18 protein-coding genes are annotated in these 15603 nt (G+C 59.6%); 2 read left to right on the top strand and 16 right to left on the bottom strand.

From position 1 onward, the window contains the following. Positions 1–35: 35 nt before the first annotated feature. The 16 genes from AC1RQ5_RS20540 to AC1RQ5_RS20615 all read right to left on the bottom strand — a co-directional run bounded on the left by AC1RQ5_RS20540 (position 36) and on the right by AC1RQ5_RS20615 (position 13470). Entirely contained in the window at positions 36–1550 is a 1515-nt protein-coding gene (locus AC1RQ5_RS20540; protein ID WP_493201367.1) for a phage tail sheath subtilisin-like domain-containing protein, read from the bottom strand. A 3-nt stretch (positions 1551–1553) separates the two neighbouring features. Continuing rightward, complete coding sequence (locus AC1RQ5_RS20545; protein ID WP_493201369.1) at positions 1554–1790, bottom strand: DUF2635 domain-containing protein; 237 nt, start codon at positions 1788–1790, stop codon at positions 1554–1556. 14 nt (positions 1791–1804) lie between these two features. Further along, on the bottom strand, positions 1805–2395 hold the full coding sequence (locus AC1RQ5_RS20550) for a hypothetical protein (protein ID WP_493201371.1): 591 nt from the start codon (positions 2393–2395) through the stop codon (positions 1805–1807). Positions 2396–2566: 171 nt separating this feature from the next. Further along, positions 2567–2974, bottom strand: a complete 408-nt coding sequence (locus AC1RQ5_RS20555; RefSeq protein WP_493201373.1) for a hypothetical protein — start codon at positions 2972–2974, stop codon at positions 2567–2569. A 3-nt stretch (positions 2975–2977) separates the two neighbouring features. Beyond that, positions 2978–3277, bottom strand: coding sequence for a hypothetical protein (locus AC1RQ5_RS20560; protein ID WP_493201375.1), 300 nt, complete (start codon positions 3275–3277; stop codon positions 2978–2980). An 11-nt stretch (positions 3278–3288) separates the two neighbouring features. After that, positions 3289–4332, bottom strand: coding sequence for a major capsid protein (locus AC1RQ5_RS20565; RefSeq protein WP_493201377.1), 1044 nt, complete (start codon positions 4330–4332; stop codon positions 3289–3291). A 5-nt stretch (positions 4333–4337) separates the two neighbouring features. Further along, positions 4338–5021 carry a head decoration protein gene (locus tag AC1RQ5_RS20570; protein WP_493201378.1) on the bottom strand — a complete coding sequence of 228 codons (684 nt, stop codon included), beginning with the start codon at positions 5019–5021 and terminating at the stop codon, positions 4338–4340. Positions 5022–5033: 12 nt separating this feature from the next. Next, positions 5034–6059 carry a head maturation protease, ClpP-related gene (locus AC1RQ5_RS20575; RefSeq protein WP_493201380.1) on the bottom strand — a complete coding sequence of 342 codons (1026 nt, stop codon included), beginning with the start codon at positions 6057–6059 and terminating at the stop codon, positions 5034–5036. 8 nt (positions 6060–6067) lie between these two features. Next, positions 6068–7555, bottom strand: coding sequence for a phage portal protein (locus tag AC1RQ5_RS20580; protein WP_493201382.1), 1488 nt, complete (start codon positions 7553–7555; stop codon positions 6068–6070). A gap of 17 nt (positions 7556–7572) precedes the next feature. Then, positions 7573–7827, bottom strand: coding sequence for a hypothetical protein (locus tag AC1RQ5_RS20585; protein WP_493201384.1), 255 nt, complete (start codon positions 7825–7827; stop codon positions 7573–7575). 4 nt (positions 7828–7831) lie between these two features. Beyond that, entirely contained in the window at positions 7832–9787 is a 1956-nt protein-coding gene (locus tag AC1RQ5_RS20590; RefSeq protein ID WP_493201385.1) for a phage terminase large subunit family protein, read from the bottom strand. Beyond that, a complete protein-coding gene (locus tag AC1RQ5_RS20595) occupies positions 9732–10373 on the bottom strand; it encodes a hypothetical protein (protein ID WP_493201387.1) in 642 nt (213 codons plus the stop codon). The genes AC1RQ5_RS20590 and AC1RQ5_RS20595 overlap by 56 nt, the downstream gene beginning before the upstream one ends. 122 nt (positions 10374–10495) lie before the next feature. After that, positions 10496–11047, bottom strand: a complete 552-nt coding sequence (locus AC1RQ5_RS20600; protein WP_493201389.1) for a hypothetical protein — start codon at positions 11045–11047, stop codon at positions 10496–10498. A 301-nt stretch (positions 11048–11348) separates the two neighbouring features. Next, positions 11349–11675, bottom strand: a complete 327-nt coding sequence (locus AC1RQ5_RS20605) for a hypothetical protein (protein ID WP_493201390.1) — start codon at positions 11673–11675, stop codon at positions 11349–11351. Positions 11676–12177: 502 nt separating this feature from the next. After that, positions 12178–12477 carry a hypothetical protein gene (locus AC1RQ5_RS20610; protein WP_493201392.1) on the bottom strand — a complete coding sequence of 100 codons (300 nt, stop codon included), beginning with the start codon at positions 12475–12477 and terminating at the stop codon, positions 12178–12180. Positions 12478–12486: 9 nt separating this feature from the next. Continuing rightward, a complete protein-coding gene (locus tag AC1RQ5_RS20615) occupies positions 12487–13470 on the bottom strand; it encodes a hypothetical protein (RefSeq protein ID WP_493201393.1) in 984 nt (327 codons plus the stop codon). 211 nt (positions 13471–13681) lie between these two features. On the opposite strand from AC1RQ5_RS20615, the gene AC1RQ5_RS20620 reads away from it, so the two are divergent. Next, positions 13682–14938, top strand: a complete 1257-nt coding sequence (locus AC1RQ5_RS20620) for a hypothetical protein (protein ID WP_493201395.1) — start codon at positions 13682–13684, stop codon at positions 14936–14938. Positions 14939–15308: 370 nt separating this feature from the next. Further along, complete coding sequence (locus AC1RQ5_RS20625) at positions 15309–15596, top strand: hypothetical protein (protein WP_493201396.1); 288 nt, start codon at positions 15309–15311, stop codon at positions 15594–15596. The last annotated feature ends 7 nt before the right edge of the window (positions 15597–15603 follow it).

Consider the following 15603-nt stretch of genomic DNA (forward strand, 5'->3'; position numbering starts at 1 on the left):
ATGGGAGGCATGGCCGGGTTCTCGTCGGCCACCGATCAGGCGGCATCGCGCTGCAGGAAGGTGGTGGCGTTGGCGGCGAAGACGCGGAACTGGTTGACAACATCCACCGGCAGGTAGGCGTTGACGCGGTTGGGATCGCTGGACCGCTCAACGACGAGACTCTGTGCGAACAGTTCGGAATTATCGACGAGCCCGCCCACTTCCAGTTCTTTGTAGATGTGCACGCATTCGGCCTTCAGCACCTTCGCGGTGACGATGCCGGGATTGGCAGTCGGATTGTCGTTCGCAAGCGCGCAGCGGCCATATTTCTGAGTAATGCGCTGACGCATGTAGCGCACGAAATAGACCATCTGCAGCCGAGTTTCGACATCCAGCCAGGTGATGTCAGGCTGATTGTAGGAGTTGACCTGATAGGTGGTCACCGACCGCTCGATTAAGACGGTGCCGTCCACCATCACGGTGAACGACGCAATGCCGTCTTGGTAGAGCTGATTGCGCTGCAGGATGGTCGGCCAGTTACCGCGCGAGGCCGGCGGGCGGATGCCGACGAGATCGAGCGTCTGGACGGGCCGGCTGATACGATAGGCCTGATCGACCTCGCCGCCGATGTTCTTGTCGCTGGCGATCCGCGCGCCCCACGCTGCGGCCCAGCGCCATGGTGGCGACACGCTGTCGGCGGTGACGCCGACGATGGTCACATTGGGATCGTTGCGCACGGCGCCAGCCGCCGCCTGGTTCGATACGGTGTCGAACAGTGCGGTGAAGTAGTGGCCATACAGCTGCAGCATCGGCGACCAGCGGCCGGACGTCGGGCCGAGGAAATCCTTGATGACATCCAGCGTCGTGGTGTCGGCATAAGGAGCGCAGATGAAGTCGAACTCGATATCGCCAAGCGACGCCAGCGCGGTGCCGAGCGATGGCACGCCGGTGCCGGCCGTTGCAGCCGCGATAGTGAGATGCTGCTGCAAAGGTCCTTCGTCGCCGACGAGATTAGTGATCACCGACAGCTTGGCGCCGAGCGCACCGGCATTGCGCGCAGTGAGGGTCACGACATTGCTAGTGACGCTCGCTTCCACCGGGAAGCTGAGCGACTGGCCGAACTTGCTGTAACCCTGGTTGATCTGGGCGGACAGCGCCGCGGCAACGGCCGCATTGGTATCGGTCGGGCCCACGGCGACAGACACTTTCTCGCCCGCGATATAGACGGACACAGCGCCCGTCGAGCCGAGAATGCCGACAGCGACGGTTATGGTGTGGGTCTGTTTGTTGCCGGCGCCGTCGGCGACCGGCAGCAGCCAGATCTCACCGAATGGATGGTTCGCCCGTGCCCACACAGCCATTTCTGCCAGCATCGAGCCTGAGCCCGCAAGCGCCTGTGCATCACCATCGAGGCGGATGGGTGCATTGACAGGGGCGCTGCCGGCCGCGATTTTCTGTCCGATCAGCAGCGTCCGGCTGGGCCCCTGAAACGCTTGGTATCCCGCATTCACCTCTGCATAGAACAGCGGCACCCGCAGGTTCGACGGAATATTGTTGAACAGCACCGACATGGATCAGATCTCCTTCGAGCGCGGGGTTGGCGCCGTGGGCGCGGGGGATTTGGCCTTGGCCGGTTCGGCGGTCGGCAATGGCGGCTGCGGCTCAGCAAGGATGACGTCCCCGCATGCGAGAAGCGTCTCGTAATGCACGGTGCGCGGAACCCATTCGCCCGCCGGCGGCATCACCTTGGAGTCTTTCTCGGGCATACGAACGCGAGCGCCTCCAGCGGGTGTGACGTAGATCATGTTCATGATGATTGCCTCTGCTAGTCGCCTGGCGACATATCGATCGCTACGCCGACCGTCGGCGCGTTGTTCGGATTGATGATGGTGACATGCACGTTTTCGAGAGGAACAGGCACTGGCCGGATGAGCGCTGCGGAGATCGCAGAGCAGATGTCCCGCCCAGACGAGCCCGGCGCCAGTGACCGTGCGACGCTGCGCAGCGGATCCGGCAGAACGGCGAATTCATCCGGGCCGTCCACAGTGCCCATCTGAACGCGATCGTCATTGACCTCGCAGGTGAGGGTCAGAATTCGACATGCGACCTTCACACCCGTGTCGTCTAGAACCTGTCGATGGTTGTCATATTTCCGGATCCGCGCGAGCCGGCGAAACAATTCAGGCATGTCGCCGGGATTGTAAGCAAGTTGGCTAATAATCTGGAACTCAAGCAAATCAAGCGAGCTTTCAAGCCGCGCATCCGTATCAGGATAGCCGACCGAGTAGCCCTCTTCGTCTTTTATTGCGATGGTCATTCCGAACTCGATCACAAGATCGATCATGCGGTGGAATGGCGGCCCTCCGTTCTGCTCGGAAAGCGCCTGACCCTCGTCGCCATCGGTGAGAAGAATCACTGTTGCCTTCGCATCATCGATGAACGCTTCCGGTGACAGATCGGAAATACGGCTGTCATAGACTCGGCCTTCAGCGATGGTTGGCCGCGAAGCGACATTGCCCTTGAGGCAAGCGCTGACGCACAACCGCAAAGCCGTTCGAGCGAGTGTCATGAAATGCCTAGGCTTGAGCTACGTCGAGCTGCGTTTGCGGGCTGTGAGTTCGAAGACAGTCCGGCGAGCCTTCTCGGGCAGAACGCCCGATATTTCGTACTCTTGCTGGTCGAACACACGCCTGATGCGATCGCCCTGGCGAACGGGCCACGGAAGCAAGGCATCTTCGACTGATACTTGCGGCTTGGAGGCAATCCACGCGTGAGCATTGTCATCTTGGGTGGCCCCGCGAGCTTTCGGCTCCCCAGAAACGGCCTGGCCGAACCACGTACCGATCACGATGAACGAAGGGCGCGCACTGTCAGGCACTTTTGGAAGATCAACGTCGCCACTCGCGGTGTAGCCTGTGAAGATGAATTCTTCGCCATAGACTGAGTCCACCGCCCGCGACAACGCGATGCTTTGGGCGGTGAAACGCGGGATCATGGCTCAGTTCTTGGCCTTGATGGCGGCAGCGATCGTCGCCTTGCTGTCGCTCTTCTTCACGTCGACGCCGCGCTGCTCGGCCAGGGCCAGCAGTTCGGCATGCGACATGTCGTCGAGGTCGGGCACGTCTTCGAGCTTCGGCGACGCCGCTGGCGCCGAGACGCCTTCAACCAGTGCGGCTTCACCGGCGGCGACGGCCGCCTCTGCTGCTTCGTCTGGAAGATCGACGGAAAGTCCGCGCGGGACGCGGACCTTTTCTTCGCCGGCCATGTAGGAGAAAGTCTTCAGTGCACGGATCTGCATTGTTGCTCTCCTTACGAGTTGGTGAGACGGATCATGATTTGCGGACGCTGGCAGATCGGGAGCACGTTGCTCTCCGTATGCACGTCGCGACCCTTGCCGTGGGGCAGATCGTTCGTGGACACGAAGATCTTCGAGCCTGGGGCCGGAGCTTTATTGGCGTCCTGGATCGTGTCCGGCGGCGCGATGTAGCGCTTGAAGTACGGCGTGCCGAGCGGCACGGCGATCGCCTCGCCGGCCGGAACCGCCAGCTTCGTCAGGAACGTGCCGTTCTCCTGGCGATAACTAAATTCCTCGTCGATGCGCTCGAGCGTCAGGCCGGCATGGGTGAAGCCGTCCGTGATGTCGTCACGGGCCGGGTTCTGCTGGGCGCCGACGGTCGAGAAATACTTGTAGGCCTCCTTGACGCTGGCGTGGTTTACGTAGGCATCGAACCAATCCGGGCTCGCAAACACGCGAACGCCCGTGGTCGGCGCGCCGCGAAGCTGCTTGCGGATGTTGGCCTTGACCGTCCGGTTCTTCGCGGCAACATCCGTACCCGGAGTGCCGAGTTGGAAGTTGACGCTCTGCTGGGTCAGATCGAACTGACTGTACAGGTCCATCAGCTGGACACCGGCGCCGTCGATGACCAGGCCGTTCAGCGCTCCCCAGTCAAGATGGTTGTGCGTGGAGTCATGCTTCGCGCGCATACTCGTCAGCTTGTCGTTGACGATGTTGCCGAGCGTCTGCATCACGTAGCCGTCACCAAAGACGGTCAGGTTCTGCAGGTCGGCCGGCGAAATCGCATCGTCGAGCGGGAAATGCGGGATCTCGAAATACGTCTGCTGACGATCGGTCCGCATGTTCTTGTTCGCCGGGCCGCCGCGCTCGCGCGACGGAATGATCGTAATCTCCTCGCCCGAGATGCCCATCTTCACGTAGGTCGTGTGGATGGGTGTGTCACGGAAGATGCCGAGCTGCGCCGGGCGACCGGTCACATAGGGCGGGATGTTGATGCTGTCGGTCAGCCGATCATCGGCAAACTCGGGAGCATTCAGGAGGTCAAGCGGCGTGGCCATGGAATTTAGACTCCCATACGGGCAACGATGCCCTTGGTTTCGAGAGCGGCCAGCGCCGCAGCTTTCTGGGTGGTGGTGATGCCTACAGGCCAGACAAGGGACTGCAGGACGACTTCGGCGTTACGCGCCAGCAGGACGACGCGCTGATCTGCAAGCGACGCGTTGGCGCTTTCGAGCAGGATTGCGACTGGCTTTTCGCTGCCGTTATTGCCCGTCAAGCTAAACGGCGCATACTTGCCAGATCCAGTTGCAACGGTGATATCGAAACCGTCACCGACGATGAAATCGGTCGCGCCGTCGGCGATTGCGAACTTGACGTCATTATCGAATGCGCCCGCGCCGCCCGCCATCACGACATCACCTAGGACGAACCCATCGGGATCGGTGACGCGGAACGTGCCGTTGTTCGCAGCGGCGGCGATGAACCGCACCTGATATACGCCGGGCTTGACACCCGACTTTACGGGGGTGGCGCCATCCATCGTGAGCAAGCCGTTGCCGGTGTTGCCTCCGGACTTGGCAGCCGGGGTTGCGGCGCCGACGGCGATCTTGCCGACGACCAGGCCGGGGATCGAAACCAGAGCCGACGTGCCGCTGGCCAGAATGCCTTCGTCGCGCGAGATGCGGTTCGGGCCTTCGGTCTTCACGACGTCGGTGTCGGTCTTATACGAGAGCGTGGTGAGTGCCATGTCCGTTGCTCCTTAAGCTGTGATGCCGTGCCGGCGCTTCATGTCGGCGACTAGGTCGACCTTGGCGACGGGCTTCTGGCTGTTGTTCGGGGCGTTCTGGTTGGACACCTCACGCGCGGCGTCGGCCGAGGCGCGAGCGTCGAGCAGTTCCTTGCGGACGTCGGCCGGCTTGGCTTCCTTGTCGATGAAGGCCTGGGCCTTGTCCGGGGCGCCGGCGAGCGCGCAGATCTCGTTGATCTCGCGGACATAGGCGAGGGCATCGCTGCGACCCTGGGTGCGGGCATTGTCGATATCGACCACGTTGGTGGCGACGGGCGGGATCTTGTCGGTAGCGGTTTTGTCCGCCGGGGCATCTGCCATCTTGGTTTCCTTTACGGGGATGGTGGCGGCGGACTGAGCCGCCAGGGGTGCGCGTTTGGCCCACGCGCGGGCATCCGCGAGCGCAACGATGCTCTCGGGTGGATTCTTGTATGTCCGGTAATTGAAGGCGGTCGGCTCGGCCGGGTCGTTGTCGTTGGCAGCCCCGAGCGCGCGGTCCGCATATCCGTTGGCGACGGCCTCATCGGCGGTGAGCCAGGTCTCCGCCTCCATATCGGCGCGACACTGCGCCTGCGTCCGGCCAGACTTCTTGGCGTAGATCGAAGCCATCGCCTGCCCGATCGCGGTCAGTGTATCGATCTGGAGCTCGTGATCTTTAACGGTGCCGAACGTGAAGCCGCTGGGGTCATGAATCATCATGACCGCGCCAAGCGACATCACGAGATCATCGGCCGCCATGGCGATGACCGAGGCGGCGGAAGCGGCGATGCCCTCGACGATGATCGTCTTGCGGCCAGTGTGGCGAGCGATCGCCGAATGGATGGCCGAGCCTTCGGTGGCAATACCGCCACCGCTATTCAAGCGGATCGTCACATCGCTTGCATCGCCAACCTGAGCGAGCGCCACAATGACGTCAGACGCCGTAAAACAATCCTGGAAATAGAGGTCGCCGACTGTGCCGCTGAGCACAATCTCGTTGCCGTTCACGATGACAGACATTGCCGTTCCTATGCCGCGTTCTGTGCGGTTTGCTCGATCGGCGGATCGAGGTTCTTGTCTTCGACAGGCCGGAAATCGAGACCGAGCTTTCCCTCTCGGTCGCGATCGGCTTTGATCCGAGCATCAATTTCCTCGGGGTCGTAACCTTCGGCTTCGATGATGTCGGAACGCGACTTCCAGCCGTTGTCCTGCGCCAGTTCTTCGGCCTTGCGATCCTTCCAGGGATCGACCCATTCCCACTTTGGTGGAATCCACTTCACAGCGGCGAACGAAGCCCGATCGGCGCGATAGAGGCGCGTCGCCGCCAGCGACAGACGGCCGGACAGCAAGGCGGTTTCGAGCCAGCGCTGCCAGATCGGTCGGCACATTTGGAAAACCAGGGTCATATGCTGGAACTGATCCATACGGCGACGCGCTTCGACTTGCGAGGCGCGGAGGCTAGAGTAGTTCGATTTTCCGACATCGGCGGTGATCGCGTGATACGGGAGACCAACGGCCGCCGAGATGGCAAGCAGCGACCGATACATGAACGCTTCGTAGGAGCCGCCCACCTCCGATGGATTCGAGAATTTGATGTCCTCACCTTCCATCAGCACCTGCAGCGTGCCAGGTTCGAGGCCGGCCAGCGCGACTTCGGGCGGCAGTGGCTGCCCCTCTCCGTCTGCACGCTGCGGATCGAGCGGCACCGGCGAACCGTCTTCGGGCCGAGGCTTGGTCACAAAGCCCGCAAACATCGCGGCGACGCGCTTCCGGTCGAGTTCGGCGTCGTCATACTGGTCGAGCAGATACAGCCGGATCATGCCTGGCACGATCGCGGGCTGACCTCGGATCTGGCCGGGCCGCAGCGGCCTATAAAGGTGCATCACCTCCGAGGCCGGTACGACGGTCTTTTCCAAATTATCGAAATTCAGGGTCGCTTCGCCCGGATGATTCCGGAGAAAGTGATAGGCAACGCGGCGGCCGATCGCGTCGAACTCAATTCCGGCGCGGATGATGTTGCCGTTTACGGCCTGCTCATTGTGATTGAACGGCAGGTGCTCTGCTTCAAGGATCTGCAATTGCAGCGGAACGGACAAACCATCCTCAGCGCGACGCGGCCGAAATCGGACAAAGCATTCACCAGCCTCAAACAGCGCGCGCGCGGCGAGCGCCTGCAGGCCGTAGAAGTCTGTCAGGCCATCCGCGTCTGCCTCGTCGGTCCACTGCAGCCAAGCCGCCTGCACTTCTTTCTTCACGGCGGCATCGGCCAGCAGCGAGGACGGCTTGATGCCGGCGCCGACCGCGGACGAAACAAACGCCTCGACGGCATTGGCCGCGTATGGGTTCTCACGGCACAGTTGCCGGGCCCGCGCGCGCAGTTGGTCACCACCCAGCATGAGCAGGGTGTTGATGTTGCGACGCTCAGCGTCCCACCCGGACAGCCGGCGACCCAAGCGCGAAGCGTTGTAACCGCCAACGAACGCCTTTGCAGGTCGCCCCATCAAGCGGTTGAACATGGCTCGCGGACCGATCATTAATATGCTCGGTTCGAGTAGGTGCGGATCTGGCGCACCATCGGCGGGGCCGCGCATTGGCCGAGCAACGCCAGCAAGCGGTTCAGCTCATCAAGATTATCCTTGAGCTGACCGGCCACGAATTTGACGTCGGTCTTCATATTTCGATCGCGCTCGGCGACTTGAGTGACGCCGGACGCAACGATGCCCTCTTGAAGCGCAATGGTTGCGCGCAGCGCATCGATGCGCACTTGGATATCTTCTGCTGTCAGCATTGCATCAGCCCATGTAGCCGGAGCGCACCACACGGCGCACGGGGCGTCGTGTCGGCGGCGGCCTTGGTTCGGTTGGCTCGTCTTGACGCGTTAGGTCGAGGCCACGCGCTTCACGAAGCGCCTGCCACTTGTTTGGCTTCCAGCCGGATGCCCCCATCGTCCAAAGCGCAGCACGAGAATAGATGCGACAGTCGAGCGCTTCGTTAGCCTGGTGATCCATCTTCCATTCGAAGCGGCCGGTCTTGGTCTGCGTGCGTCGCTCGGCGACAAGCTGCTTGCACCATTCCGAGTCCATGTAGTCGGGAATGTGCACGTAGCCGGGCGGCCACCCCTTCCCTTCTGCAAACTCTTCATCTGTCGGTCGCGGCAGCAGCAGGAAGCGATAGAGCTCTGCCTTGAACACATCACCCGTGACCGACCGGAGCCGCACGGCTCGCTTGCGCCCACCGAACGGAATGTTCGTCGGCGTCGCGACCGGGGCATTAAGTTCGTAGCCGCGCTTACCTTTCACAGCCAGGACACGGTTCTGGTCCTGCTTCGAAATCCAGTCATATACCGCGGTCGTTTGGTCGCCCGTATCGACGCATAGAGCGTCGATCAGAAGCTCGGCGCCGGACTCATGTGTCCACGTATCGCGCAAAGCCTCTTCGACTCCGTGCCATGTCTTTGGATCGTCGGCCGGGCCATAGAAAACCCTCCGCTCGATCGCCCAGCTTTCGGTGCCCTCACCGAAGCCCCAGACATGAAGCTCGAGACGAGCCGGGCTCGCCTGGACGTCGACGGCGCCGGTAAGGATGGTGACTCCAGCCGGCAGCGTCCCGATCTTCCAGCTTTCACGACGCTCGTAGATCCGCTCCCAATCGACGCGATCACCACGCTCTTGCCACACCTCGCCAAGGACGGTGTTGATGAACTCCTTCAGGAGATCCGGATCGCCCTGGGCAGCTTCCCAGCGCTGTGCGATCTCCACCCACGACATCCAGCCGACAGGGCTGTACATCGACGAAAGATGGAATCCGACGGTTCGTCCGTCACCTTCCGCCGTCGCGCGCCACTCGCCGCGCCGGAGCATTTCAGTCTTGTGTTGCTCGCCGATCTCGCAGCCGCACGCCTCGCATTCGTAAGCCGCCTTTGCAGTCTCTGGCTTGCCGCTTGCATCCTTCGGCCATTTCAGCTGCGTGAACTTAAGCGTCTGATACTCGTCGCAGTGCGGACACGGCAGAAAGAAGCGGCGCTGATCCGACTTCTGATATTCGCGGTCGATGCGAGACCGACCGTCAATCGTTGGCGTCGAGACCATGTAAATCTTGCGCCGTTGAAATGTTCGAGTGCGGGCCTCAGCCAAAGCTACCGGGTCGCCTTCGCCATCCACGTCGCCGGGATAGCCATCCACCTCATCCAAGAACACGTAGCGCGCCGGCATTGAGCGCAGCCCGACTGCACTGTTGGCGCCGGTCATCACCAGCACACCGCCGGGGAATTCCTTTGCCAACACGGTATTGCCGCTGTCGCGCGATCGCGCATCTTCAACCAGACCGCGGAGCGATGGGCTTTCTTCGATCATCGGCGCGATGCGCTGCTTCGAATAACGCTTGGCCATGTCGACCGTCGGCGCCACCGAGAGCATCGGGCCCGGCGCCTGATCGATCACGTAGCCAATCCAGTTCAATCCCGATTCAGTCGCGCCGATCTGCGCGCCTTTCTCAAACACCACCCGCTGGACCGGCGAGGACGGCGAAAGCGCGTCCATGATCTCACGAAGGTACGGTGTTCGGTCCGTTCTCCATTTGCCGGGCTCACTTGCGGCCTTTTGAGACAGAAAACGGTTACCGTCCGCCCACTCGCTGACCGTAAGCTTTGGTTCCGGTCGCTGCCCCTCGCACCAAGCCTCCCGCGCAAGGTCCTCAGCTTGCGAGACGTAGCGTCGGCTGGGCCCGCTCTGCGAGCTGCTCTCTGACATACTGTTCCAGAATGACCGCCAGCTTGACCAAATCCACGCCGAGTTCGGCAGCCATCAATGGCGCGACGCGTGAAGGCCAGTTCGTCCAACTGTCACGATCCTGGCGGGATAGATCGAAGACCATTTTTCGAACCGCATCGGCATCGACCAGTCGGCGGCTCTTAACTTCGAATTCCAGCTTTCGGAGGCGAGCGAGGTAAGTCTCTTTCAAGGCCCTCGCCGCGCCGAGCGGCATCGCTTTCCCGTCCACGATGACTTCGGCATCATCGTCTTCTTCGTCGTCCGCCTCACCTTCGTCAGGTGGTGCATGCACCACCTGCTCAACGGCCTCGACTGGTGCATGCACCACTCTTTCGGGATCCGGTGGTGCATGCACCACCTCAGTGGCCGGCGCGGCTCCATCCTTCTTGCGATGGGCCCACAACGAATTGTCGATGTTGGTGGCGCGATCTTCTAACACCTCGGAAAGCTTGACCAATCCGTCGTGCGATCGAATGAGGCCGGCCTTAACTTGACGGCTCAATGTCGAGTGATTGATGCCGATCTGGCGTGCGGCTTCGCGGATTCCGATGAGCGGGTCGTCCATCTCATTGCCCTGGTGCATAGATTTGGTGCCCTGACGCTAGCGATCCGCCGGGCCGCACTACGCCCGCAGAGGGGTGGGCCGCATCGGGGAGGACCCGTGACATTTTGGCAACTTTTTCCGGATCATCCGAGCACCCTGTAGAGCTCGTGGGCGATGCGGCCAGGAAGCTCGCGGTCGATTGTGGCGTTGAATGCAGATTCCGACTGGCCGCTCACCATCTCCTCGGCGATATAAAGGCCGGAACGCCCGCCTTCGATCGGCAGCCTACTCTGACTTTTGCGCTTGAAGACGTGACCGCCCATGTTCAGCGCCTTGCGCTTAGGAAACTTGCCGCCCTTTATGAACGTGCCTGCATATACACGCCGCTTTCCCCAAGGAGCAGCGCTCACGCCAGCGCGCGTCTCTCGCGCACCAAAGAACTTGAGCCGGACATCGCCGCCCTTGGAATAGATCGTATAAGCGCCGGGGCCGAATGCTTTGCGAGACTTGATCGCCTTGACCAACGTCTTTCGCTTCAAACCGGTCTGACCGACCAGCACAGTGCGCATCTGATTGCGCGCTTTGTCGCCGGTGTGGTTAATCGCTCGATTGAGGATGAGCGGCACCTTTGTGCCTGCCGCCTTGAGCGCATTCGATATCTTCAGGACGGGCGTAAAATCGTAATTGATTTGCACGTCAGCGGCGCATGGTCAGGCGCTGGCGGGCGGCTGCAGTCTGCTGCCTGAGTGCCGACGAGACGCTATGAACGCTTGAACGCGCGACATCCGCGGTCTCTACCGCGACTGTTTTGACGTCGCCTCGCACCAGCGCCTTGCCAGCACGGACGATGGCATCACGACGATCAGCGCAGCTTGAACAAGACATAATAATCTCTCGTTAGAGAAACGGCAGTTGCCGGTAAATCCATCGCATCGAAATGCGGAGCTCGAATAACCGACAACGGTTTTGTATCCGAGCTGTTCTACAGATCTGTACCTATGCCGCCGCAACGGCCGACACTTTCATTCCGGCGCCAGGTCGGACTGCAAAAAAGTAAATTGTGTCTGCCGGAATATGCAACATGTTCTGCGTTGCCACTGGAGTGGCGCCAACCTTGAAGCAGAATTTTACATCCGCTTCGATGCCGACAAACCACGTCGTTGGGGAGAATGCCGCCGACACACCATGGGTCGAGGTGAATGAAACCGGCGGCTGATCCATCACCCCAGCGGATTCATCGGCGATGGAAATAAGCCCACCGTCGTTGCCTACTGAGCGACCGCTCCCAACAAGACTGTACTCGCGAATCTTCAGAGTTCCCATGCCTCACCGCTCAGCTAATTCGACGCGGCCGAAGCCGAGTAGACGTCTTTGGCCATTTTTAATTCTGCTCGACGGCGCACTGCATCCCAGCGCCGCCGTTAAAACGCTACGGCCAAAATCGGTTCCCAGTCCCATACCCAAAGGGTTGAGCATATCGGCACTATTCAAAACTTGCTTCAAAATCACGTTTTCCTGTCGGGCTGAATCAGATGGCCGCAACGATCACACCATCGATGGAAGATACTGCTATCGACACCGTGCTTTCCGACTATGACATGCTGAATGTGCGATCCGATGGAATGATGATGGCCTTGGCAAGATGAAATTCATCGTACTTGCGTCGCTGGGCTTCGAGCGCATCGATAGCTCATTTCCGCAACGCTGCCTCGTCACCATTGCGCGGTGGCCGCGGATGAGTTTCTCCTTCGTCGCATGCGCTCCGGGCTTCTCAGTGACGGTTTCAATTGGATCACTTTTGTAGCCATGCGATGCTCGCAAATTACTAAGTGGCTTCTCGCCTGATTTTCTTCGAAAGCTTCGGCTTCGTCGCTTTCGCCTTGGCCTGCGCTAGCTTCTCTGCGATCGTCGCTTTCGGCTTTTCCGGCACGTCATTGATGTCCGGCCATGTCGATTTTGGGCTGCTCAACAACCAAAAGGGCGAAAGCTGTTCCACGTCACACATGCGTTGATGAACCTGGCCCCGGCTATCGAACCAGATGCAATCGGCAACATCATTGCTGATGTCGCAGATTTTCATCAAACGGCGCCCATCACGCACCATATCGCCGGAACGCAGTTGCATGTCGCTGCCTCAATCGGCGTAGTCAAAATCATCGGTTGTGACGCTATCGAGATATGTCTCGTCACCGTCGTCAAAGCGTTGCTCGTCCAGCGACGCGATCTTCTTGGACCGAAAGTTTTCCATGTGCTCGGAAGCAAACATCTTGGCTGCCGCCGGGATGTCGCTCAGCTCTATTTCGTTCCCCAGAACCGCCATGACGATGTCTGTGATGATGTCGGCGCGGTCGATTGGGTCAATCTGCTTCGATACGGCGCGCTCCGCAGCCGCATAGACTTCATCTTTCAACAAAGACGCGCGAAGCTTCAGCCCCTGAACGCGATCCGTTTTGTTGACGAGTTGCTTCCGATCTCGCTGAAGCTTGGCAGCTTCCTTCTCCGCACGCGCCATGCTCCGGGCATAAAGCAAGGACCGCCGGTCGATCTCAGCGGAAACTTCAGCCTGAACTTTCTTGAGCATCCGAGCCGAAAGCCGAGCGGCCCGCGCCCGAACCGCCGCCAAGTCGCGGTCCGTAGGCTGCTTGAAGACTGGCGCCCACCAATCATTGCCCTGATTTTCGTATCGCAGCACCTTGCAGAGCTTGGACACGTCCGACGCCATTTCACGCACGGCTGGGTGCTTCTTCACAAACTTGCGAAACGAAGAATCGCCCCAGCCTCTCGCCTCGCAGCTCTTGGTGAAGGACCCTCCACACCGGATTTCCGCCATCAGATCAGGCAGAGCATCCGTGTATTTCCGAGTGCAGCGGCGCCACAAATCGCGGCGTTTCCAACCTATTCCCCGCTCCTTTACCGCGCGACGAAACTCGCGATCGAAATGCACATCGTCCCGGCGCCACTTGGCGATCGTGGTATAATGCGGGCACCAATCTGGGCGATTCACCTCAAGTGATCGCAACGACCAACCCAGCCGGATCGCCTTCAGCGCCGCCTTCTTGCCATCAGCGCCAGAGACAGCTTGGCGTCGGCCTGCTCTATGGTTGTACGGACGGTCCACTGAGAAGCCTCATAGAGTCCCCAGTGTTGATCTGGCTGCGTGGGATCTGAATCATACACAGTCCTAGGTCTTCCGCGCCGAGCCAGCAGTTCCATAACTGGAACCGCATGCCGTGCGTTTCTAATATAGTTGATGAGACGATTGTGGAATCGCAGCGGGCTGCTACTCTCGTCCGGATTGCATACTTCATACTTTGCATTCTGGAGGATTCATGCGCCTTGTTGCGATGCTTGCTTGTGCTGCTTTCTCAACCAGCGCATCCGCTGAGATGATCCGTCTCCCACTTTCCACCTTCGCGCCATCGCTGACAGATAAAGACCGCGAATTACTGGCGACCACCCCGCCCGACCTTGCACCCACAGCAACCAAAGATGCTGGAACCGCCGTCAAACGAGCTTCAGACTTAGCGAAAACCCGTGAAACCATTGCCAAGTCGCTGCTTGGAAAAGGCTTCGACTTGTGGACGTCGAAACTCTTTGAAGTTTGCATAACCCCCAAGAAGATCGTTCCATATCCGCTCGCATTGGGAGCCCCGAATAAACACAACGTCTACAAGTTCAGCGAAATCAACACGCTTAGCGACCATCGGTCTAACCGAACAACGGGCGGGTCGCTGAATGTCGCCTATGACCTGTTCACATTTGGAGCCGGCGCGAGCGATTATTCTGGAAATGCCTTCAAATCCACAAGCAAGTTCATCGACATGTACATGGTTTATGTCGGTGATGAGTATGCGATGGATGACGGCGACCCAACCACTACCGCACTTGGACGGCTCGAGGCCAACGGGAAAGAAGGTTTCGCAAAACTTTGCGGGCAGCATTTCATTTCGCGAGTTGGTTTCGGAATTACTCTCGATGCACGGCTGACTTCCGTGATTGAAGTCAACGCAAGCACCAAGGCCAATCGCGCTGAGGTCAGCGTCGGCTTCGGAAAGATCCTCGGCTTCTCAGCCGATACGAAAGGGGCAGTGGACAAAGTCTCGCAACACTCATCGCTATCCGTTTTCCTAAGTGGTGCAGCCGGTCCAGCGCCAACACCCGAGCAATTGCTAGAGTATGGCCGCAATTTTGGGGCACCCGACACGATCGCGACATCGGTACAAGACGTCTATATCGAAACGCTGCCCTACTCCCAAGTGGGAGCAAAAGTGTTCCGTGACTTCGATGACATTGTAAATACTGCAACAGGAACTGTCGTTGGTCTGCAGAACGATCGCCTTGTCGCTATTCAACAACTAACCGACCTTGAGCATGCTCTGCAAAACCCAGAATATTTGCAGATAACCGGCACGGCTGCGGATCTGATTAAGACACACCGCGACTACCTGGACAAAATTGGCGAAGTCTACTCCACATGCCGCGAGGCATTGGACGAGGCCAAGATTGCCCAATGCACACTGAAAGCAAATACGGTCGGTGCGCGACCTCCAAAACCAGCTATCACGCTCATAAAGCAGAGCCCCTGACGCAGGCGTCTGGATCGTCAGACTCGTCAAAGCCCCGGCCAATGGGCTGGGGTCGCGCTGCGCGCGTTGCGTTTAGGAAGATCGATAACACCGAGTATTCTACGAAAAAGCCCGGCACCATCTCTGGCCCGGGCGCAAATCACGCGTGTAGCAAGAATCTGGGGTATGTCTGTCAGACTGTCAAGAGTCTGCCGCACTTGTAAACATTCGGACCGATCCGAACACATGAAAGTCGCGTGCGTCCGAAAAGGGTGTATAACGTCGCGGTGGTAGCCTAGCCATGGACGAACTGTCCAATCGCAGTGCACCATTACTACGCCTACATGATGAGCATCGGATGCGTCAGAGCATCCAGCCAATGGAGGGCAACATGAGCACAGCTTCAACCAGCAAAAAGCTAAGTCTGTCTCAGCTTCTGCTGCTTATGGTTCTTTTCTCCTTCCTCGTTTTTGCAGTTGTCTGGGCAAGCATGGCCTGGACGTCGGAAGACGTGACGATGTCGGTTCATGGCTGGATCGCACTGGGTTTGGGTACGTTCTTCTCGCTTCTTATCGGCTGCGGGCTTATGGCCCTGATGTTTTACAGCAGCCGTAGCGGACACGACGAAGTTGCCACGCCAGATGTCCGCCGCAAGGTTCTTCCACCCGACGCCAAATAGCAAAATG

This window comes from Tardiphaga sp. GW821-FHT12E02 (genome assembly GCF_058807155.1).